We start from the raw sequence: 25542 nt of genomic DNA, 5'->3' as shown, positions 1-25542 counted from the left end.
AGATATCCAGAAATGCACACCAAATTAGAGTATTCCTCTGAAGTCAAGCCTTTTAACTTTTCACTGATTCATACATTAATAAAATAGAACTGATCATGAGCAAACTTAAAACTTACCTTGCACTAACTACAATTTTTTTTCTGTGCTATATGACAACATTATATGGACAAAATCATACAGAAAATGTAAAGCTTGTTATTGACAATAATACGGTTTTGTACCAAAGTATAGACAGCACTAGTTTTAATAACCACAAAATGAATTGGGGAGAAGTTGAAACAAATTCACCTATTGGTGATTACTCAACAACTTGGGGAAGGCAAAACATTGCCTCTGAGAATCAGGCTACAGCATGGGGACGAGAGAATGAAGCATCATCTTGGAATACTACAGCTTTTGGTTATAGAACGAAAGCTTTAGCTTCTCATGCAACTTCATGGGGTGGATCAACAACAGCTTCTGGTATTTATTCAACAGCTAGTGGAAAGGATAATCTTGTGAGCGGTGCATATTCTATGGTGTGGGGAGGAGGCAATACTTTATCAGGAGGGAGTTCCGCAGCTTGGGGAGCAGGAAATGAAATGTCTAGCGGAGGTGGTGCGGTGTGGGGATTTAACAACAATGTTTCTGGACAAGTTTCTTCAACGTGGGGAATATCGAATTTGGTATCAGGTGATACATCAACCGTTTGGGGAAGTCATAATACCGCACTTGCTAAACTCAATACAATATGGGGTTTTCAGAATTATAGTAGAGGAGAATTTAGCACATTGTGGGGTAGGAATACATGGACACAGTCTTTTTTATCTACAGTCCTAGGACAATACAACGTTCACCGAGAAGAAACTCCTGATTCATGGAAAGAAGAGGAATCTTTGTTCCAAATTGGTAATGGAAATGAGGAAGAAGGGAATGATGCCCTTTTAATATTGAAAAATGGGAATATCGGTGTAAATGTGGGTGTGGAGGGTAATCTTCCAAGTGAAAAACTGGAAGTGAACGGAAATATCAAGGCTACCGATAAAATGTTAGGAGAAGAATTTATTGCTAATGAAAGAATTGGAATAGGTACCCTCAATCCCAACGAAGAATTGGTAGTCGAAAACCAGAATGATACGAGTCATGTCAGAATTTATTCGGGTAATAATATAAGTGTATTAGATTTTGAAGGTGAGCTGGGATCGACGATTAGAATGATGAAAGATGGCGCATCAAAGGCAGAGATGAGATGGACGAATTCCAAATTGCAGTTCTACAGCCAACCAGAAGTATCTTTCCCTTCATTTCGATTTCCGACCCTTGAAATGACAGTTGATAGAAGAGTGGGAATCAATAAAAGTATTTATAGTATTGATGAAGTATTGGATGTCGGGGGACGTATCAAAATTGGGTATAATGACCTGGAGGCAACAGCTGGAGTGCTAAGATACAATTCCGGAAGTGGTTTTTTCGAGGGATACAATGGTGCTAAGTGGCAGCAATTCGGTGCATTGCCAATGGATGATGATGGTGATTCATACATTGAATTCAAAGAAGATGTTTCAGAAGATTCATTAATTTTTACGGTGAATGGAGATGAAGTGATGTCATTTAATGGTCATGCGCTGTCTTTAGGTAAAAATGGAAATACATATATAGGTCACCGAACGACAGGATTGGATGCTAACAATAATTCTGGAAATACTTCTTTAGGATGGCTGTCCACTCCATTCATGTATAGCGGTGTTGCGAATACCAACATTGGATTCTGGACAGGGCATCTATTGCAGTACGGAAAGTGGAATACGAATCTTGGTGCCTATGCCGGTTACTCGAATGAAGGTGGAGATAAGAACACAATGGTAGGGTATTATGCTGGATATAATAATACAGGTGATGGTAATGTTTTTATAGGTTATATGTCTGGGAGAAATGAAGCTGGAAGCAATAAACTTTCTATTGAAAATTCTGATTCAGATAAACCTCTTATTTATGGAGATTTTGAATATGATTATGCAGGAATTAACGGAAGACTCTACCTTCCTGAACTTAAACATGATAATGCAATAAACAGAGCAACTCAAAATCTTGCATTGGATTATAGAGGACAAGTTATCGCTGAACCCAGACCATCATCTTGGACGTTTCATTCTGGCGATTTCCACAATTGGGATGACTACTTAAGTAATGTAGAAACAGCCGTTGGCCTAAATAATTACCTCGAAGATGGCGACACCATTTCCACCATAAGTGTTACAGTTATTCCACATGACCCTTTAAATCACCAAGGGATGAACATTAGGGTATTGGCTAGAAATCTTTCAAATGGTATTTATTATACACTCTTATCAGTCAGCGATAATAATATACCTTCGTCTCCTACTAATTATACGGATACTTTGGCAAGTCCATTTATTGTAGATAAAGGCAATTTCGAAGTTCTTATTGTGTCAGCAAAAAGTGCTAGTCAGATTCTAAAATTAACCATAGATTAGGCTTAAGGATTTTTAACATTGTGATTTTGAATATAAATCCAGTTTTTCTCTGATGTAGCCATAAATGGCAGTTTGTACCATCGCTTATATTTTCTTTTAAATGCTTTTTTAGATAAAAGGTTTAGATCAGCGAAGTAAGCAGCAGCAGTGTATAGATCAGTTTTTGTTGCTAAGTCTCCATGTCCTGGTACAACTTGCTCAATACTACGATCCGAATTTGCGAATTTTTTCAATGTGTTTTCCCAATTTTCAATATTCGGCTCACTGCCTTCTTTGATAACAGGATGCGTTTGATGAGAATACACGTCACCTGTGAATAACACATTTTCTTCTGGAATATAGACGAATAAATCTTGTTTGGTATGGTTGGCACCGACTGGAATAATTTCAATGCTGATTCCTCCAAGATCTAGCGTTGTATCTGTCTTAATCCATTGACTTGGTAGAGTATTAACGTCATTTTCTAATAACCATGATGATTCGCCATAATTACCTGATAGGATAGCTGAACCGTCATAAAGTGCATTTCCACCAGTATGATCGGTATGGTAGTGGGTATTAATAATGGTCAATTTTTTAGCTCCTATTTTTTTGATGACGCTTTTATGAAGTTTTTTCGAGAAACTCCCAAACTTAGTATCAATTAAAACAGCTTCATTGGCGCCTATTATAAGGCCTGAATTTCCTCCATTACCTAAATAATAAGTAATGTTTGGCCCTTGTTCAATGACCCTTAACTTGATAAAACTACGCATAGAAGGACTTAAGTCTACCGTTAACCATCCAAGGCTGATTGCAAGTACTCCTAATATTGAATATAAAATGATTTTCTTCATAAGACCTTGGTTATCTAATCGCTTATTAATGGTATTTCTGAAATTATATCTAGTTAATTTTGTATCAATTCAGGTGAAAATCAAACTATTTTAGGCATTAAAAGTTGCATCTTGGGTATTATTTCTGATGTTATTTAGGCTTTATTTAAAAGAAAATCGAGTTAGTCCCTCGATTTTTTAAAAGGTTATCAAAGGTACATTCCTAAGTAAAATAGAGTGAGTAATTCAATAATTACACAATTGAGTTATCGTAAAATTCAAATAAAAGCGGTAAAATATTTGATTTGGTCGCATGTTGGACAAATTAAATATTGATTTTTTTAATTTTTAAATTGTTTGTTTTCAAGATATTATAGATATGAATAATAAATATGTTATTATTTAACATTTATTATTTCACCATATTGCGGTAATTTATCTAATATTGTTCAAGAGGTTTCGATTTCCCCAGTCTTAACTTCAACTTTAAAAAACCATAACCTTAAGACCTGTGCAACACCTAAAACCAATTACCCATGCGGTAGCTATACTGCTATGTCTTGTATCGACTTCTCTTGTTAGTCAAGACTTTTCTCAATCGAATCTTAATTTTGACGGAAATGAAGATGTTAATAACGGAACGTCACTTATGTTCGGTCCTGATGATAGACTATATGTCTTGAATCTGAATGGAACCATCGACATTTTTACTGTTGTGAAGAACGGTCCGAATGACTATGAAGTGACAAGTGAAGAAGAACTATTATTTGTCAAAAACATTCCAAACCACAATGACGATGGTTCCAGCCATACTGGAAACAGCAGAGAAGCCACTGGACTAACAGTTGTCGGCACTCCTGCAACACCAATCATATATGTCACCTCTAGTGATTCTAGAGTAGGTGGTCCTAGCGGCGATAAAAACCTTGATACAAATTCTGGAGTCATCACACGACTTACAAAGAATGGGAATTCTTGGGATGTAGTAGATATCGTTCGAGGGCTGTCTAGATCGGAAGAAAATCATGCTACGAATGGATTAGAGTTTGTAACAATAGGAAGTACAGATTACTTGATCGTTTGCTCAGGTGGCCATGCGAATGCAGGTGCTCCATCTGATAATTTTGCTTGGACAACAGAATATGCTTTGTCTGCAGCTCTCTTATCAATTAATTTAACTCAGCTCGAGGGAATGCCTATAAAGACAGATGGAAGTAGGCAATACATTTATGATATACCCACTTTAGACGATCCGACTAGAGATAATGTTTTTTCAAACGGTAGCCCAGCTTCTGAAGATCCAAATGATGCGAATTATTCACCGATAGATATAGGTGATCCGTGGGGAGGTAATGATGGTCTTAATCAAGGAATGATTGTGATCAATGGACCAGTGCAGATATTTTCACCAGGTTACCGAAATAGCTATGACCTAGTCATAACAGAACTTGGGAAAGTTTTTGCCACAGACAATGGAGCGAATGGCGGTTGGGGAGGATTACCTGAGAATGAAGGAATAGATGGAACAGTAACCAATAATTACCTCCCCTCTGAACCAGGAAGTTCTAGTTCAATTGGAGGAGAGCAAGTGAATAATAAGGATCATTTAACAATGATTACAAATGATATCCATAGTTATGCTTTAGGTAGTTTTTACGGAGGGCATCCTTGTCCAGTAAGAGCGAATCCGGCAGGTGCAGGCTTATTTACAAATCCAACAGAAAATGCCAATACAAATTCTGTCTTTAGAACACAAGTTTATGATCCAGATGGCTCTACACCTGGTTCTACAAATGATGCTAGTATTGCTTTACCTGCTAACTGGCCTCCTGTACCCGTAAGTCTAGCACAGCCAGAACAAGGAGATTGGAGGGCTCCAGGTGGAAGTAATCCAGATGGTCCTGATGATGTTTTGGTGACAACATGGAGTAACAATACAAATGGTATAGATGAATATACCGCTTCTAATTTCGGGAATGCTATGAAGGGGGATCTGATCGCTGGAAAGAATGGAGGTGTGATAAAACGCGTACAGCTCACTTCAGGTGGAGGTCTAGAAGATCTAGATGAAACATTCGTTACTAACTTAGGAGGAAATGCTCTAGGAATTACCTGTAACGGAGATGATGATCCATTTCCAGGCACGATCTGGGTAGCAACCTACAACGGAAATGTGAAAATTCTAGAACCAGTTGATGCAGTTGCTGAATGCTATGACTCAAATGATCCACTATATAACGAAAACTTGGACTACGATTTTGATGGATATACGAACGGAGATGAAATAGATAATAAGGGGATTGCTGTTGCAGATGAAGATGTGATTTGTAGTGCAGGAAGTCAGCCTAACGATTTTGATCGAGATGCTGGCGGTAATTTAGTATCTGATCTGAATGACGATGATGATGACAATGATGGAATCTTAGATAAAGATGATCCATTTCAGATTGGTGATTTTCATAGCGGAGGATCTGATGCTTTTAACTTACCTGTGATCAATGAACTGGCCTCTGGAAATACGGAGCTAAATGGATATTTAGGCCTTGGTTTTACAGGATTAATGAATAATGGAAGTGCAGGTCCTAATTGGATAGAGTGGATTGATATTCAAGGTGATGGCCCTAATCCGGATGACTTATTAGGTGGTGCTATCGAAGCAATGACCATGCAGATGGGAGAAGGCACAGCATTAGGAAACTCGAATAATCAACGTAAAGCATTTCAATATGGGGTTAATGTAAGTGAAAGTACTGGAGGTTTCATTGTAGAAGGGAGAACTCAGAATTTTGATGCGCCGCTCCAACTTTATGGAAACGCAAACACTCCAAATGGAGAAGTTGGAATTTTCTTAGGAGATGGGACACAGTCCAATTACATGAAACTAGTATTGACTAAAAGTGGAATTACTTTCCAACAAGAAATCAATGATTCTCCACAAACGCCAATTACTATCAATATTACAACTCAGAATAGACCTCTAAATGATGTTGTTTTCAGAATGTCGATCGACCCAGTTAGCGGAAATGTGACAGCACTTTATGCTTATGGAGAAGGAGAAATATTTCAAACAGTAGGAACATTAACTGCACAGGGGAGCGTTCTATCAGCGATAAAAAATAGCAATATTCCGTTAGCCGTAGGTTTGATAGGTACTTCTAATGCTAGTAATCAAGAATTAGAGTGTACTTGGGACTACCTGAATGTCATAGGAAGTCAACCTACGATCGAACAAACCCTTAATGATATCAATGTCACATTAAATGCTCCAAGCCAATCTTTCGATCTGAATAATTATTTTGAAGATAATGATGGAGATGTTAACCTCACTTATACCATTGAAGAAAATACAAATAGCAGTATTGGCGCCTCCATATCAAATGATCAATTAACGATCAGTTTTACGTCATCAGCTGCGTCCTCTTCAGTAACGATCAGAGCTACAGATCAAGGTGGACTTTTCATTGAACAACAATTTGATGTGAATGTAAATGAAGATCCAGTTCCGATTCTAAGAATTAGAGCTAATGGTGCGACCATTACTGCTACAGATGCTCCGAATCCGAATTGGTTGGGAATTACAGCTACAGGAGCACAGTCGGGCACATTTAATGGAATTGATTATGCAGTCAATACAGGTAATCATTCTACCCATAATATTACTCAAAGACATGCTTCCTTGCCATCATACGCCCCTACCGCTCTCTTTGCAAGTGAAAGATGGGATCCTCCTGTGGAACCTGAAATGGAGTGGACATTCGATGTTCCAAATGGTGATTACACCATTAGATTATATCTAGGAAATGGGTATGCAGGAACAGATTCAGAAGGGGATAGACAATTTAATATACTGATAGAAGGCTTACAAAAAGAATACAAATTTGATGCGGTTGCTCAATTTGGGCATCAAACTGGTGGAATGATTCAACATTCTGCGACAGTAACGGATAATGAATTAAATATTCTCTTCGAGCATGACGTTGAAAATCCGCTGATAAATGCAATTGAAATTCTAGGTTTTCCAATTGTTGTTGAGACAATTGCAGATCAAACCAGCAATGTAGATGAAGTCGTAAATCTAACAGTATTAGCCAGTGGAGGTGCAAGTGGGCCATATACATATTCTGCAACTGGTCTACCGGATGGATTGCAAATAGAACCTACTACAGGATTAATTTTTGGAACGGTAGCTTCCTCCGCTTTGGTAGGCAGTCCTTATAATGTAGAAGTTACGGTCTCTAAAAGCAATAGTATTTCTGGAACAGCTTCCTTCTCATGGCTTATCAATGGAAGTGTTCCAAGTGCTTGGAACGACCAATCTGATGACGAGAATTACACAGCAAGACACGAATGTTCATTTGTACAAGCTGGTAACAAATTCTACTTGTTTGGCGGTCGTGAGAACCCTACCACATTAGATGTTTATAGTTATGATACAAAAACGTGGACCTCTATACCAAATTCAGCGCCGATGCCCTTTAATCACTTCCAAGCGATTGAATATCAAGGGTTAATTTGGGTTATTAGTGCTTTTATGGATAATGGCTTTCCAAATGAGATGCCTGCCGAAAATATATACACTTATAATCCAGCTACAAATGAATGGACTATGGGTCCTGAAATACCAGCTGCAAGACAAAGAGGATCTGCAGGAGTTGTGATGTATAATGACAAATTCTATATTATTGGCGGGAATCAATTAGGACATAACGGGCAGTATGTACCGTGGTTTGACGAGTTTGATCCGGCTACTGGAATATGGACGGCATTAACTAATCTGGATGCTCCAAGATCTAGAGATCACTTTCATGCAGGAATCGTAGGCGATAAAATTTACCTAGCTGGTGGACGATTATCTGGTGGAGATGGAGGAACCTTTGCGCCGCTTATTGCAGAAGTAGATGTGTTTGATTTTAATACCGATTCATGGAGTACTTTACCTCAAGACATTCCTACTCCTAGAGCTGCTCCATCTGTAGCTGTGTTACAAAATAAACTATACGTGATCGGTGGAGAGATACAAACGGATCTCAATGGAAATACGGTAGGAGATGCGGTTAAAACTACAGAGATACTAGACCCGGTATCTGGCACCTGGACTTCTGGCCCGGACTTAGTTACAGAAAGACATGGAACTCAAGCTATTGCATCAGGCGATGGCATTCATGTAGCAGCTGGTTCGAATAGTTTAGGAGGAGGCGGTAAAATGAAGAGTATGGAGTACTATGGATTGGATAATCCTACTGGGTCTCCTTCAGTATCAGGACAGTTGAATGTTCCAACATCTGTTGTAATTAGTGCGGGTGGAAGTGCACCAGTTTCTCTATCGAATCAGGCAGGTAATGTTGGTATCATCATTACTGGTACAACAATTTCAGGTCCGGATGCAAGCGAATTTATACTAAGTGAATCGATAGATTATGGGTTACTTGCCTCAGGTGCGACTAGAAGTATAAATGTTATACATACTGGTTCGACCGAAGGCAAATTTGCAAATCTGACCATTACCTATGATGTTTCAGGTAGTGTAACGATACCTATATCAACAGGAACATCAAGTGCTGTCACTTTATACAGAATTAATGCGGGTGGTGCAATAGTATCAGCTAACGATGCGCCTAATATAGATTGGTCTAGCGACCAAGCCTCAGGAACCGTTGGCGGATCTGCAGTTGCTGGAACACCTTCTCCTTATGTAAATATAACACCTCCAGCATTTGATAAGTCTTATGGAATAGCGTTTTCAGGAACAAATTCAACTGGTTATCCAGATGCTTTATTTTCAACAGAAAGATATAGTGATGCGGCGAATCCAAATAATATGCAATGGGATTTTCCGGTTGCGAATGGAGACTATATAGTTAATTTGCTCTTTGCTGAGGTTTGGTCTGGTGCGACAGAGGCAGGTGTCAGAGTATTTGATGTAGAAATAGAAGGAAATACAGTCCTTGCTAATTTTGATCAAACAGATACTTATGGACATAATGTTGCTGGAGTAGAAAGCTTTAATATTAGTGTTTCAGATGGCAATCTTGATATTGATTTTATTAAAAATTTACAGAATCCAAGTATAAAAGGAATAGAAATTATTTCTGGCGCTGTCATACCAAATGATCCGCCAATTGTAACTAGCCCGGGCATTCAGAATAGTGCGGAAGGGGATGTAATCAGTCTTCAAATTGTAGCGACAGATGTTGATCCGTGTTTTGGATTAAACTATTCAGCTTCAGGACTACCTCCTACATTATCTATTGATCCTGCAACTGGTTTGATATCAGGCACAATAAGTGAATCTACTTCAGGCGGAGCTTTTGATGAAACGAATGGTGTTTTAATCATAGAAGCAGAAACTGATTTTGTAGATGGGGCAGGAGGATGGAATCTAATTTCAGGTACACCTTCATTCTTAGCTGCAAGTACAGATCACTTCGGAAATACCAATGGGCAGACGATCGATTATGATTTGAATATTTCAACACCTGGGGTTTATAGGTTACACATGAAAAGTGAATTTACAGGAACCATCGCTACCGAAGAGAATGACACATGGTTTAAAGTAGCAAATACGCCTGATGTTCATTTCTTCACTGTCCAAGGTGGAGGATTATCAAGTACGACCGAATTTGAAAATATTCTATCGGGTGGAACATCAACGAAAACGATCTACTATCCTAAAGGTAATGGACAAGGACGCCCTGATCATGGCAGTGAAAATCCAGGGAATAGTGGTTTTTTCAAGATTTATCGAAGTGGTAGTGGTGGAAATAAATGGGATGCGAAAACGATAGATAATAATGGATTCCCTGTGTACGCTTACTTTCCTAACGCTGGAACATATACCATTCAAATGTCAGAAAGATCTGCCGGTCATAAAATTGATCGATTTGCTCTCCTTCATATTGATGATGTTTCGACTGGTGTACCGACAGGGACTTTAAATGGAGCACCATCCACAAAGAGTGCGCCTGGAGCAGCAGATGGAAGCCCATATTCTGTAACTGTAATTGTTACAGATGGTTGTAACCCTTCAGCTTCTACTCAAGTGGTTTTTGATTGGAATGTATTCGAAGCAGGCTCTAATTCCTTAGAAATTACTTGCGAACTTCAAGGAAGAACAGATCATTCAGGAACATATCATGTTCAAATTTGCGACCCATCTAATGGTCAGTCTGTTCTAGATGATTATTTCACAGCAAATGCTAGTGGAACAATGACAATCTTAAATACCCCAGTTGGCAATTATGATGTACTTGTATCGTATAATACTTATCTATCTAAGGCAGAAGCTGGAGTAAAATTGTCAGCAGGAGCAAATTCTTTGGTCTTTAATGTTCTGTCTGCAAATGAGTTGCGCGCTGGAGATGCAAACAATAGTGGAGCAGTTACCATTACAGATTTCTCGATTCTAGCTTCATCTTTTGATAAAATTAGTGGAGATGCTGGATATAATCCTAACGCTGATTTTAATGGGAGTGGAGGAGTGACTATCGGTGATTTTTCACTCTTAGCTTCCAATTTTGAAAACAGCGGAGACGATATTTGTGTACCGCCTATGGCAGTTGGTTCTGTACAAGTAAGAACAAATGAGGTTAAGTTACGAGAAGCGCCAGAGGATCAGGTTAATTATATTCTTTCAGCTGCTAATAAAATAAATATTCAGGATGAATTTAGTGTAACGCTTACATTACTAGCAGAAGAACTTGCAGTAGATGGTTCAGATTTACTTCTGAAATATAGTCCTAAAACGGTGGAAGTAGTAGATGTAAATTTAGATGAGATTGACTTCGGAATTGTATTAAAAAAAGAGATCAATGAGCAAGAAGGTTTTATTAGGATTAGTCTTGGTAGTATTTCTAATGTTCCAACTGGAGATATAGATCTAGGTAAAATAAGATTCAGAGCTGTTCAGCCTGGCCAATTCAAAATTAAAATTGATGATGTTTCAGAAGCTACTTCAGGCGGTTTTATTTTGAGCAGAAATGATAATGAACACATTGCAACGATAATTGCTCCAGTACCTGAGTTAAAAGTATATCCGAATCCAGCTTCCGATATAGTCACCGTTTCAATCGGTAAAGTTTATGATCATGAAGAATACACCCTAGAATTGTACAATAGTCAAGGACAAATTTTGATGATAGATCAGATTCAAGCTGGTCATTCCAAAATGATTAAAGTAAGAAGCTTCCCACCGGGAATATATTTTGTTAGGGCGAAAAATTCTGAGTCCAATTACAATAAGAAATTTATAGTGGAATAACCCAAAAAAAACTAACCTAAAATACCTAATAATATGACTGCTTTAAAACCAAGAATAAACATCTCCCTATTTATAAGTTTTCTGCTTTTTATACTTTGCTTTAGTGTGAATTCTAGTGCGCAAGCCGTAACGATTGATATTAACTCTACAGCTTCTACTATTGATATAGACGATACATTTGTTGCCATCGTTTCTGTAGAAACTGATGGAACAGGAGTAACTGGTGTCAAGGCCAATGTAAGTTTCGATCCGGCAGTTTTCGAAGTTGTTAATGTTACACCAATTGCAACTTCTTTTGGGACAGCTTTTACTGGACCCACTGTCGATAATATTAATGGAAGTGTAATTCATGCGAGAGGAAACTTTACTCCAGTTTCTGGATCTGCTGAAGTGATGCAAATAACCTTCAAAGCACTTTCCGCCGCTGTTAGCAGTGAGATTGGGTTTAACTTAACAGGGAATGAAGTGACCACAACTTCAGTTACTTCTGAAGCGACAAATTTTATTGATGAAAATCCCAATAATACGAATCCATTAAGCATAACTGTTAATCCTATAGATGTGGATATTGCTGTTATTCCTGTAGGGACTACGTCAGTTGGATTAAATGAACAATTTTCTGTTGATGTTAACATTATTGCTGGTACTGCAAGTATAGATGCAGCGGAAGTATACCTAACTTTTGATCCTGCAGTGCTTCAAGTGGTGGGGCAGACGATAGATAATAGTGAATTGAATATTGTATTAACTGATCCTATAATTGTTGATAATATAAATGGTATAATCAATTATGCCGCAGGAGCTCTTCCTCCCTTTCCGATGAATACTTTTAAAATTTTCTCTATAGAATTTGAAGCGACTGCCTTATCAAATTCAACAGATATAGCTTTTTCTTTTGCAAATGGATCGGAAACGCAAGTAGTTAGTAACACTCAGAATGTTCTTGATGATCCTGGGACAGATGCCTTTGGGGCAACATTCGTAGTAGAAGTGAATGATACGGATGGTGACGGTGTGAATGATGATGTTGATAATTGCCCTAGCATTGCTAATACAGACCAACTAGATACCGATGGGGATTTAGTTGGTGATGTCTGCGATGATGATGACGATAATGATGGAGTGTTAGATGTAAATGATACAGATCCATTAAATCCAAATGTATGTCAAGATTTAGATGGCGATGGATGTGATGATTGTTCAGGAGGAGGAGATGGCTTTGGACCGCTAGCTAATAATGATGTTGCAAATGATGGAACAGATACGGATGGCGATGGAATTTGTGATTTTGGAGATGATGATGACGATAATGATGGAGTATTAGATGTAAATGATACAGATCCATTAGATCCAAATGTATGTCAAGATTTAGATGGCGATGGATGTGATGATTGTTCAGGAGGAGGAGATGGCTTTGGACCGCTAGCCAATAATGATGTAGCGAATGATGGAACAGATACGGATGGTGATGGAATTTGTGATTTTGGAGATGATGATGACGATAATGATGGAGTATTAGATGTAAATGATACAAATCCATTAAATCCAAATGTATGTCAAGATTTAGATGGAGATGGATGTGATGATTGTTCAGGAGGAGGAGATGGCTTTGGACCGCTAGCCAATAATGATGTAGCGAATGATGGAACAGATACGGATGGTGATGGACTCTGTGATTCTGGAGATGATGATGACGATAATGATGGAGTATTAGATGTAAATGATTCAGATCCATTAAATCCCAATATTTGTCAAGATTTAGATGGCGATGGATGTGATGATTGTTCAGTTGGAACAGATGATTTCGGTCCACTCCCAGACTTTGATATAGCAAATGATGGAACAGATACAGATGGCGATGGGATTTGTGATTCAGGAGATCTTGATACAGATGGCGATGGATGTGATGATAACAATGACGATGATATTTTTGTCGCTTCTCCAGATACAGATGGAGACCTGATCGGAAATTATTGTGACGATGATGATGATAATGATGGTGTATTAGATATAGACGATTTAGATCCCCTTAATCCTAATATTTGTCAAGATCTAGATGGTGATGGATGTGATGATTGTGCTATAGGCACTGATGGTTTTGGACCACTTGCGGATAACAATACTACTAATGATGGTACAGATATGGATGGAGATGGAATTTGTGATCTTAGTGATTTATGTCCTTTAGATCCTAACAAGACGGCTCCTGGAATCTGTGGATGTGGGGAGGAGGATATTGACAGTGATAATGATTCTACCCCTGACTGTAATGATGAATGTCCAAATGATCCAAATAAAATTCTAGCAGGTGAATGTGGATGTGGAGTGGTAGATATTGATAGTGATGGTGATTTAATATTTGATTGTAATGATGATGACGATGATAATGATGGGTGCCTTGATGGCGATGATCCTAATCCTCTTGTATTTTCTCCAGATATTGATGGCGATGGTATTGGATTAGATTGTGATATATGCAGCGGAAATGATTTGACTGGAGACTCAGATGGCGATGGAATATGTGATGATATGGATACTTGTCCTAATGATCCAGATAATGATATCGATGGAGATGGCATTTGTGGAGATGTTGATAATTGTCCTACTGTGGTTAATATTGATCAGCTAAATAGTGACACAGATGATTATGGTGACGCTTGTGATTGTCAGCCAAATAACCCTACCATTTATCCAGGAGCTCCAGAAATTCCTAATGACAATATTGATCAAGATTGTGATGGACAGGATCTCTTTATTCAAGTAGATAATGTAAGCCTTTATGTACCTGCAATTTCTGAAGCTGCTGTTCTGACAGAATTCCAAGTTCCTGTGATGTTAAATACCGGAAGCCAAGAAGTGGATGCTGCAGAGATTAATATTGATTACGATCCAGCTTTTCTTCAAATCGTTGAGGTAATTGAGGGAGGAGTTCTAGATGAGTTTTATCAGAAAATTGATGTCCCTGGACAGATAAGTTTTAGCGCAATTGATCTAGATAGTGATCTTACATCTTCTCCTTCTGGAAACTTTGTGTTGTGTTATTTGAAATTTTATGCTTTGGTTCCAACCGCAGGTACGTCACTGACTTTTACCATGAATAATCCGATGAGATCCAATGTTATAGGACTAGCTGGAAATCCAGTATTAGATGCAGTTAGTGGAGGACAAGTTGTCATAGAAAATATTGCAGTGTTATCAGGAAGTGTAAATTTAGAAAGAGGCGCAGTTGCTCAACCTGACCCTGCGTTTTCTGTTCCGCTATCCATTAAATTATATGAGCAAGGAACTGAAATAGAAGTATTCTCTGCCAGCTCTATTTTGACAAATAATAGTGCTGAATTTTCAGTAAGTGAAGTACCAGTAGGTATTTTCGATATTGCCATTAAAAATGGGCATACCCTTCAGAAAATGTTTCAAGGGGTAGAAATTACTCCACCTAATACGGTGCACGATTTCTTGACAGCTTTAAGTGAAGGAGATGCAAATAATAATAATAGAATAGAAATTTTGGATTTTTCAATTTTGAGTAGCACGTTTACAAAGATTGAAGGTGACCTTGGTTATGATGGCCGAGCAGATTTTAATGAAGATAATGAAATTACGATCCTTGATTTTGGATTGCTAAGTAGTAATTACCTAGAAGATGGAGATGTACCACCACTTGCCGTTCTAAATGAAATAGTCGAAGATGACGTGCATCTATCTAGAGATGTTGAAATTGCAACAGAAAACAAATTAGTCTACACAGCACCAGGAGAGCATATCAAAGTTCCAATTTATGTGAGTACAGCCGATATAGCAGTAGATGGAGTTGAACTTGACTTGGCTTTTGATGTGAAGAACATAGAGGTTGTTGATGTAATCTTTTCAGAAAATTTGCCTTTTGTTATCAAAGAAGATCTTGACAATAATAATGGGAAGCTATACTTCGCGACTGGTAGTTTAGATCAAATACATTCTTCAGAAGATTTTCTTCTTGCTGAGATTGAAATAGTCACAAAACGTGAATTTAGTGGAGGTGTTTTTTACAGTTCTGAAAGTAACAACAAAACAGAAGTATCTAGTGTAGGGCATTCTGTCTTTAAAGGATTTGAGGATAATTTTAGAATTGAAAGTAGGGAGACCTACAGTGAAAGAAAGGTGAATATATATCCTAATCCGTTTAGACAAAAATTTTGGCTGGAATTAGAAGGATTCGAACCCTCTGAGCAAATTACAATTGAAATCATCGATAACCTAGGAAGAATATGGGAAAGAAATGATCAATTTCATGTAAGCAATCTACAAAAACAGATGCTGGAATTTAATAACACAGATATGGTGGATGGTATTTACTACATAAGTATTACCAGTTCATCAACAGGATATCAAAAAAGATTCAAAATTGTGAAAAACTAAAGAGAGACTATACCTAATATCCTTTTTAAACCCTTACCCAATTTAAAATGAGAAATATAATACCCAATATTACCAGTAGCTTCCAAAGAATGATTGCTCAGTTTTCAATTATTTGTATGCTCACCTTCCTTACGATTGCTGACCTTTATGCTCAGCCAACCATTGCTTCTATTAGTGATATTACAGTTAATGAGGAAACGAGTATAGATCTGCTAGGAGCAATAGACGTTAGTAGTTCAGGGACACTTGTGAGTGTAGTGATCACTTCGGTCTCGAATGAAACACAAACCCTTAATTCATCGAATTCAGGGAAGCAAGTGGATCCATTTCCAAAGACTGCTGATGATTTCATTAGCGAAAATATCGTTTTGTCTGATGCTAATAATTATGATGCTGATTTGACAATTCTTGCTCCTTTCGGAGCAGGTGGTATGGATGCATCAGGAACTGGATCTTATACTGTTACCGTAACTGCAACTGATAATGTTGGTTCGGTTACAGAGACGTTCGAGATTACAGTTGTTGCTTCGTATAAAATCATTGCCGCAACTGGAAAAACCTTAATTGAAGCAGAGTCTTTTTTTAATCAAGGACCAGTAAATTCTGGTTCAGGGAATAATGGTATAGGAGTAGAAATTGATCCTTTGGGATTCACTAATATTGGTTTTACTACTGCTGGAGACTTTGTAGAATATTTATTGGATATTCCTCAAGATGGTGCATATGAATTTGATTTTCAGATTTCCAAAGGTTCCGGTCCCGTGACCTATGGTTTTGATATAAATGGAGAAGAGGTATTTGCTGATATAGAACCTACAGGAGGTTGGACAACATTTGTTTCGAAAAAAGCTTCTGTTTTTTTATCTGCAGGACAACAAGTTGTAAGATTTGATTGGACAGGGTCAGGCAATTACTTTTTTAATATTGATAATTTCACAGTAGAATTGCTGCCTAATCAAGCGCCAACAATCGAAGAAATTACAGAACAAACAAATGCAAATGAAGATGTTATTTCAGGACTGTTTGCAGTTGCTAATGATATTGAAAACCATAATATTACTTATAGTGATGGCGGGACACTTCCTACAGGTCTTAGCATTAATGGCATAAGTGGAGAAATAACAGGAACAATTGATGCTAACGCATCTGCTTCTTCACCATTTACTGTTGTGATCACTGCAACAGACGATGGAAGTCCGATGGAAAGCGGGACTACAACTTTTCAATGGGTAGTAGTACCAACAATCGATAACCCGCCTTCAATAGATCCAATTTCAGACATTGAGATAGCTGAAACAGGGACAGCGACTGTTAATATTCAGGTAAATGATGACATGAACCCATCAGCGACCATTAAGATTTATGATATATCTAATGGATCTGGAAACCCTTCTTTTGGAACGGCGATTAATCCTTCTAACTATACTTTTACGGATAATACTGGTGGAAGCTATACCCTAAGTTGGACTACAAATCTTGGTGATGCGAAAGCATATCAAGCAGTAGTCACAGCAAATGATGGTGCTAATCCAGAAGTAATAGAAGTATTTGATATCGATGTAGCAGCAGATCTGCCAGGTACAGTGCAAGCTAATACCTTCAGTGAGCCCCTTCCGTGGTATGGAAGTAGTAATCCAGGAGCTGGTTATTCTGTAGCCATCGAATCAAATACAGAACAAAATATTGGATATATAGGAGCAGGAGAGTACGTGGAATATTTAGTTAATGTACCAGCTGGCACATATCAATTTAGCATTAATGCTGCTAATGGAAGTGGCACCAACGGTTCGTCAACTAATATTAGCCTTTCGGAAGAAAATGGTGGAGGGTTTAGTGAAATAGGAAGTATTGATGTTCCTAAAACAGATTGGACAAATTTTTTGGATTTTACAGTTGATGTTAATTTTGCATCAGGTGGAATTCAGACCATCCGGCTTGACTTTGATGGAGGAGTGAATGTAGATTATTTCAGTTTCATGAAAATTCATACCATAACTGCTACAGCAGGTGCGAATGGTGCAATTTCTCCTATTGGAAACATTGAGGTTGAGGAAGGAGATGATGCTATATTTGATATTACACCTGATCTAGGTTTTGAAATTGATGAATTAACGATAGATGGAAATTTAGTCTCAAATAACACCCAATACACCTTTTTTAACGTAACGGGTGATCATACAATAGATGTTACTTTCAAAGCTACCTCAGGTGTAACCTACGACATCATGTCTTCAGCTGGTCCGAACGGTAACATTGATCCGATCGGAGTTACAACTGTTCTAGAAAATGGAAGTCAGTCTTACACGATTACGCCAGATTTCGGATTTAAAATTGCCGATGTATTAGTTGATGGAATTTCAGTAGGGAGTGTTAGTTCTTATGATTTTATGAATGTGAACGCTAATGCAACAATTGCAGCGACATTTGAATTCGATGCTTTCTATGTGAATTGTGGAGGTCCAGCCCTCAGTACAGGAGGAATTGATTTTAGTGCTGACTTTGGATCAAGTGCAGGAACTCCATATCCAAATTTAGGCTCTGCTGCTGCAACAACACTTGCGGGGATTGATTTCGCTAATACCACTGATGATGAACTTTTTAGAACGGAGAGATATGGTGATTATACATATGATTTTAATGTTCCTAATGGATCTTATATCGTAGATTTATATATCGCAGAAATATATCAAGGAGTTTTAAATGCTGCTTCGAACGCAGTGCCTGGAAAGAGAATTTTTGATGTGGAAGTAGAAGGAACTACTGTGCTTGATGACCTTGATCTTCTTAATCCTGAACAAGGTGGAGTACTTTCACCGACAACGGGGCTTGTAAAATCTTTTGTGGTCAATGTTTCTGACGGATTCTTAACGATAGAAACCACAAAATCAGTAGATAATGCAAAATTGTCTGCGATCTGCATAAGGGCAGATGATGGTTCAGTAAATACTGCGCCTATACTAACACCAGTCACTAATTTTCAAGTGACTGCAGGTGACAATGCAGAAGCTGCCTTAATTGTAAGCGAACCCGTCACCGAATTGATTGTAGAGATTGTTGAGTCTGGAACAGCTGTTCCAGAAGCTAGTTATTCTATAAATCAAATTAGTGCATCAGAATTTCATCTACTTTTTCCTACCACGCTACCTGATGTAGGCACATATTCAGTAACTGTATTAGCTTTTGATGGACAAGATGTTGGAAGTACGACCTTCGACTTTACGGTTATTGAAAATATGAAACCAGTGATTACTTTAAATGGTGATAACCCAATGAATATTGAAGTGGGTGATACTTACACAGAACCAGAAGCTACAGCTTTTGATGATGAAGACGGAGTTATTGATCCAAGTAATATAGTAATTGGTGGTGATGTTGTGAACACCAGTAGTGTTGGTACTTTCTTTATTACCTATGATGTAAATGATAGTAATGGAGTTCCTGCAGACCAAGTAATAAGAACAGTGAATGTGACAGATCCAGCTGATTCTGAAGCACCAGTTATTACGCTTCTTGGAGATAATCCTTTAGACTTTATAGTAGGTGAAACTTATGTAGAACCAGGAGCCACCGCTTTAGACAATATAGATGGTGATATTTCAGGAAATATTGTCATAGATATTTCAGCTCTTGATATGAATACAATTGGTTCATATATGGTAACTTATAATGTATCCGATGCTGCTTTAAATGCAGCAATTCAAGTAAGCAGAACAGTTAATGTTTCGGCTATACCTGAACCTAGTTGTGCTAATTCGCTTGGTGGATTTAGAGTGAATTGTGGTGGACCTACAGGATTTGGTGCTAATGGTACTTTTGAAGAAGACCAAGCGACTAGTGCTACGGGAGGGACAGCTGTAACTGGAACACCGTCACCTTATTTTGATATTTCTAATGGCGACAATACTTATGGCAGCAATAGTGCTTTCTTAAATAATACTGGCTATCCAGATGATATTTTTAAGACGGAAAGATATCAGGAAGGTGATCAAAATTGGTCATTTCCAGCAAATGGAACTTACGAAGTTCGCTTGTTATTTAATGAGAATTGGGCAAATGAAAATAGTACAGCGGCTAATAATAGGATATTCGATATTGTAATAGAAGGAAATTTAGTCGCAGATGATTATCGACCTTCCGTTGTAGCTGGAGGAGCTTTTATTGCAAAGGTTGAAACATATTCCGTAACGGTTACGGATGGTATTTTAAATATTGATCTATTACAAGTGAATCAGAATCCATCGTTAAAAGGAATCGACATTTGCTTTGTTAGTGGACCAGCGAATAATGCTCCAGTCGTATCGATTAGCAGCCCAAGTGATAATGGAACTGAAATTATTAATTCTTTGCTGACCTTTACAGGTTCGGTAACGGACGTGGAGGACGATGATAATACAATTACATCAAACCTTTTGTGGACTTCGGATATAGAAGGAGTAATAGGAACAGGCGGCACTTTTGATTTTGCAGGGTTATCACTAGGAGCTCACGTAATTACAGCTTCAGTAACTGATGCAGGTGGCCTAGTTGGAGAAGCAAGTATTAACTTGATCATTTCTAATACTAATACGCCTCCTGTTTTAACAATTGATAGCCCAATTGATGGTAGCAATGTTACAAGAGGAAGTTCATTTAGCTTAACGGCAACTGCATCGGATAATGAAGATGGAGATATTTCCCACATGATTGCTTGGACGACGGATGATACAGGTGAACTATTCGCCCCTGTTTCAGGAATAGGAAATACCGTTGATCTATTATTGGTTAGACCAGGAACAACAATAGTTACAGCAACAATTACGGATACGGATAATAATATGGTAACAGAAACGATAACCCTGAATGTTTCTGCTCCAGAAATTAGTTTGCTCCAGCCATTAGATGGTGCTATATTAAACTCAAGAACAGTGACATTCGAGATTAATCCTGTGGGTGTAATTCCTGATAATGTCGAGCATTATCACTTTTATTTGAACCCTAATGATATTAATGATCTGGATGAGGATAAGCGAATTTCAACGGCCAGTGATCCATTTCAAACCAGCTTTGTTTTTGATGAGAATAGTGGTTCGTTATCGGTCAATATTCCTGGAAATGGAATCACTTCAGGAAGTAATACGGTCGTAGTGTTTGCTGCAGATCAATTTCATAATCAGTTTAGTAATGCGGAAGCTTCAGATACCGTTACCTTTGATGTGGTGGATAATACTATTCCTGTTATCACGCTGTTAGGCGATAATCCATTAGAACTTCAGATAGGAGATACTTATATAGAAGCAGGAGCTAATGCAACAGATGATTTTGACGGTGATATTTCGGCTAATATTATCATAGATGATTCAGCTCTAGATATGAATACAGCAGGTTCGTATGCTATTACTTACAATGTTGAAGATGCTGAAGGTAATGAAGCTGATGAAGTAGTTAGAACTGTTAATGTTAGTGCTTTAGATGGAATTCCTCAAGTGTTATTTGAAATTACACCAGGAACACCGATCGGTGGAACAACTTATGGTTCAACGGATAAATTTCAGATTACGAACCAATCAACAGGCTCAGTTAGAATAACCAAATTCACAATAGATTTAAGTACTGCAATTTTACCAGATATGGTTTTTGATCCAGTTGGTGCAGGTGGAGATGCAACTGCTCAGTGCTTTAATCCAGACCCTACAAAGGCTACAACCGTTGGGCTAACTCCTTTGGCAGATCCATGTATTGATCCTTTCCTAGCTCCTCGAGAAGGTGGATTTGATATTGTAACAATGGATTTTACAGATTTTAATCCAGCAGAAAACTTTAGTTTTTCCGTTGATATAGATCCGAATAGTATTCAAGGTGTTCCTGGAGCTGGATTTGCTGGCGCGGTCTCAGGACTTGAACTTGTAGGTGCGACAATAACGGTTGAATTTGAAAATGGATATACGATCGTTTCTAATTTGTATGAAGATGGAAGTTTTGGAGGTGCACAAGTCATTGGCCCTAGTAATTTACCAGCGCCAACACTTCAAGCTTCTGGAACTATCACTAATCCATCAACAGCCTATAATGCGTCTCAAGAAATTATCATTTGTGGTCAAGCCAATGCATATTACTCTTTGTTGCAGATTGATGCAAGGTTACATATTGCTTCAGGAGCTCCACCATACAATGTTCCTGATCCAACTTTTTATGCGAATGAATTAGTTGATAAAGTAGTTTATAATGGTCAATTCGACAGTCAAGGAAAAGCAACTATAATTGTGCCTTTATTATTAACTGCTGGTACAGGAGGAGAACCAGATGGAGGTCTAAATTATTTTATGGCTGTTCAGTCTGATCAACCCTATGCAGTTAATACAGCAGTCAGTAGTACTTCAGATCCAATTTTGCTCCTATATGTTGATGATCCAGTCTTATCTGACTTGACTGGAACGGTTACTGTGATAAATGCACTCTCGCAATCTTTTGACGCAACAATAAGTTTGTATCAAGGAAGCAGTTTAATTAACTCCTATCAAGTAACAACAAACTCCAGTGGTGAATTTTTAATTCCTGGTATACTTCCTGGGAATTATGATTTTTGGGTTAAAAATTCTAAGACACTAGCAGTACTAGTTAATGGAACACTTAATCCTGGTTCAAATTCGATTGATTTTGGTGGGATGGTATCAGGTGATTTTCAAGACGATAACGACGTAGATATTATCGATTTCTCAGGATACGCTAATTCATACGGTTTGGTATCAGGAGATCCTGGTTATAGTAGCCAAGCAGATTTTAATTTCAACAACTCAGTTGATATTATTGATTTTTCTTTATTCGCTAATGGATATGGAATGATCGGTGCTGGAATCTCAGGTGTATCAGGGAAAACTAAAAATGACGATCAGACTAGTTTAAGTATGGCTGATGCTGAATTTTCAGTTGCACTCAGTGATCATAACCCAACAGTAGATGACATAATAGATGTATCGGTAAGTGTAGACGAAGTCAATATTGTGAATACAGCATCTCAGTTTCATCTTGTTTTCAATGAAGAAATTCTTGAGGTTATTGATATAACCTATAATCAATTAATTTCCGATGGCATCAGTGATATTGTAGATAGTAAAAATGGGGTTATCACTTTCGAGATGACGAAAGCACTGTCAGGAAATGAAATAGAGGATATAGTTATCGTATCATTTAGAATGAAAAAAGCATCTTCTACTAATGTGATGGTGGTGGGTAATAATGCCTTTAAATCAAAGTCCATTAAGACTAAAGCTAAATAGTATGAATTTACTAAAACCAAACAAAATTTCTAAGCTTATTCGCCTTGTTATATTAGTAGGCTTGTACTTGCCTAGACTATGTTATGGTCAAGGTTTGGTGAATTTATATACAATACCTGCTAATATGGTATTAGCGCCAAATGAGGAATCTTCATTTTATATTATGATGGACAATCCTGATAATACAGAAGTAGATGGGGTAGATATATATATGAATTTCGATCCTTTAAGTCTTGAAATATTAGAAGTTCAAGAAGTCTTCGATTGGGCTTTAGATTTAAATAATCAGGTGGATGATTTGGCTGGTATCGTCGCTTATTCAGGAGGTAATTTGCAAAACGCACCTAGTTCATCTTTGACACTTCTAAAAATAAAAGTTAAAGTTAAGTCCAGCGCACTTCCTTCTACCTTTAATTTTGATTTTGATAGAGTTTCTCCAAGACAATGTGAAGTTGCTGCAGACGGTTTCGGTATACTTGACCAATCTACATCATTGTCTATTCAGATTATAGAAGAATGCCCAGAGATAAGAATATTAGCGCATTCACCAATAATTGATGGTGTTTTTTCTGCAGGGACAAGCATCATTATGTCTAATAATTTAGAAATACTAAATACTGCTGTTTTGCATTGTCAAAATGCGCAAATTCCTGAATCCTTAGAATTGGATCCAGGTACAGAGCTAAGAATAACTCCTAATCATTGTATAAGTCAAGGTTTATAAAATTGCTAAATATGAATAACATGAGAACATTTTTTCAAATCATTGCTACTTGTTTTGTATTCATTATAAGTCAGCAAATATCATTTACACAAGGAGACTTGACTTCGGATTTAATTTTAAGCCCAGATACCTTGATGATGAATGTAGGTGATACTACTGATCTGATATTGAAATTAGATCTACATGGAGGTGATAATGCAGTAGATGGAGTAGAAGTATATATAGATTTTGACACTTCTGCTTTTGAAATCATCGAGGTGGAAGATATTTATGGATTTCAATTTGAATTGTTGAATGATACACTTGGTGGTAGAATTAGATTTGCTGCTGGAATATTAACATCACAACCAATAAGTCAGGATGCTGATTTGCTAAAAATAAGAGTAAGATCTAAAAGTTTTATTGAGAACTCTGGATTTACCATTGATCATGATGAAGAAGGAAAGTCTTCGGAAGTCGCTCAAAGTGGTGGATTTGCTTCTTTGAACAAAACGTCTCCCGCAATACTCTCCACAATGGGGATTTGTTTCAATTCTAATGGTTCTTTCTATCGAACCTTAGACAGTACATTTTTCGTTTCGGATGGAAGTTTTAAAGGTGGATCAGGTGTTGTCCAATTGCAGGAAATTGAAAATACAGAGGATGATGAACTCTTCCAAACCGCAAGAGAAGGTGAATTTCAATACGATATAGCTTTGCCTAATGGTAGATACCAGACTCAATTATTCTATTCTGAAATTAAAGACAATACAGATAGCAGATTGATGGATATCCGTGGTGAGGGACAACTTTTACGTTCTGAATTCGATATCCTCTCAGAGGCAGTAGTTTCTAGGACGGCTTTTATTGATACACTTTTTATTAATGTGGAAGATGATACACTTAACCTTGATTTTCAGAAATCGGCTAATAGTGTTTTAGAACCGTTGATTTCTGGAATTTGCTTGACTTATTCAGAACCATTAGCAGTAGTTCCTGTAGAGCTGATCTCTTTTAGAGCAAGATTAGAAAATGGAGATGGATTACTAAATTGGGAAAGTTATGCAGAGGTTGGATTTAGTCACTATGAAGTACAGAAAAGTCTGACTAAAAGTTCTTGGAAAAATATTGGGATAGTGAATGGGGGAAGTGAACAGAATGAATTTAGAGATCGTTCTCTTGAATCTGGAAAAATCACTTATTATAGACTTAAAATGGTAGATTATAATGGTCACGTAGAATTTTCAGAAATTGTCAGCTTGACAAGAAACAACTCTGTAAAGGACTTCTCTGTTTATCCTAACCCAACATCTGACATTTTATATATTGATATTACAGATTTAGACAGATTTGATATTTCTATATACTTAGTGAATGCCTTAGGCCAGAAAACTGAAATAAACTCTTCTGATCATAATTCGATAGCAAAACTGAATGTTGCGAATTTTACCCCTGGCTTTTATTTCATTCAGATTGTTAAAGGGAGAGAAGTATTAATCAATGAATCTGTAATTATTAAATAAAAATAACTGTAGACTGTCATTTACTGGGTTCATTGCTTAATGGGGAGTTTAACAATGTTGTTTATTGCCATTTTTTTTCAGCATGATAGCATATTCAGAGTCTATTACTCTGAATTTTA

Annotated in this window: 7 protein-coding genes; 6 read left to right on the top strand and 1 reads right to left on the bottom strand. The window is 37.5% G+C overall.

All coding sequences use genetic code 11. The features are described 5' to 3' along the window. Positions 1-95: 95 nt before the first annotated feature. Positions 96-2474: a hypothetical protein gene (locus L2586_RS05800; protein WP_235291856.1), complete on the top strand. Its 2379-nt coding sequence runs from the start codon at positions 96-98 to the stop codon at positions 2472-2474. A 2-nt stretch (positions 2475-2476) separates the two neighbouring features. Here the strand turns inward: L2586_RS05800 and L2586_RS05795 are convergent, their stop codons facing one another. Next, on the bottom strand, positions 2477-3310 hold the full coding sequence (locus L2586_RS05795; RefSeq protein WP_235291855.1) for an MBL fold metallo-hydrolase: 834 nt from the start codon (positions 3308-3310) through the stop codon (positions 2477-2479). 490 nt (positions 3311-3800) lie between these two features. Between L2586_RS05795 and L2586_RS05790 the strand changes: the two genes are divergently transcribed. Genes L2586_RS05790 through L2586_RS05770 form a run of 5 tightly spaced genes read left to right on the top strand, consistent with a single transcriptional unit; the run spans position 3801 to position 25423 of the window. Then, positions 3801-11546, top strand: coding sequence for a malectin domain-containing carbohydrate-binding protein (locus tag L2586_RS05790; RefSeq protein ID WP_235291854.1), 7746 nt, complete (start codon positions 3801-3803; stop codon positions 11544-11546). 33 nt (positions 11547-11579) lie between these two features. Next, complete coding sequence (locus L2586_RS05785) at positions 11580-15944, top strand: cohesin domain-containing protein (RefSeq protein ID WP_235291853.1); 4365 nt, start codon at positions 11580-11582, stop codon at positions 15942-15944. Between the two features lie 47 nt (positions 15945-15991). After that, positions 15992-23197, top strand: coding sequence for an immunoglobulin-like domain-containing protein (locus L2586_RS05780; RefSeq protein ID WP_235291852.1), 7206 nt, complete (start codon positions 15992-15994; stop codon positions 23195-23197). A gap of 1 nt (position 23198) precedes the next feature. Then, positions 23199-23921: a hypothetical protein gene (locus L2586_RS05775; RefSeq protein ID WP_235291851.1), complete on the top strand. Its 723-nt coding sequence runs from the start codon at positions 23199-23201 to the stop codon at positions 23919-23921. Between the two features lie 20 nt (positions 23922-23941). Then, positions 23942-25423 carry a malectin domain-containing carbohydrate-binding protein gene (locus L2586_RS05770; protein ID WP_235291850.1) on the top strand — a complete coding sequence of 494 codons (1482 nt, stop codon included), beginning with the start codon at positions 23942-23944 and terminating at the stop codon, positions 25421-25423. Positions 25424-25542 lie beyond the last annotated feature (119 nt).

It is taken from the genome of Portibacter lacus, assembly GCF_021533215.1.
Classification (GTDB): domain Bacteria; phylum Bacteroidota; class Bacteroidia; order Chitinophagales; family Saprospiraceae; genus Portibacter; species Portibacter lacus.
The sequence above is the reverse complement of the archived record's forward strand: the minus strand, read 5'-3'. Positions and strand labels throughout refer to the sequence as shown.

Bases quoted from the DNA above. Each gene is read 5' to 3' on its own strand.
- L2586_RS05800 (WP_235291856.1), top strand. From the start codon at position 96: ATGAGCAAACTTAAAACTTACCTTGCACTAACTACAATTTTTTTTCTG.
- L2586_RS05795 (WP_235291855.1), bottom strand. From the start codon at position 3,310: ATGAAGAAAATCATTTTATATTCAATATTAGGAGTACTTGCAATCAGC.
- L2586_RS05785 (WP_235291853.1), top strand. From the start codon at position 11,580: ATGACTGCTTTAAAACCAAGAATAAACATCTCCCTATTTATAAGTTTT.
- L2586_RS05780 (WP_235291852.1), top strand. From the start codon at position 15,992: ATGAGAAATATAATACCCAATATTACCAGTAGCTTCCAAAGAATGATT.
- L2586_RS05775 (WP_235291851.1), top strand. From the start codon at position 23,199: ATGAATTTACTAAAACCAAACAAAATTTCTAAGCTTATTCGCCTTGTT.
- L2586_RS05770 (WP_235291850.1), top strand. From the start codon at position 23,942: ATGAGAACATTTTTTCAAATCATTGCTACTTGTTTTGTATTCATTATA.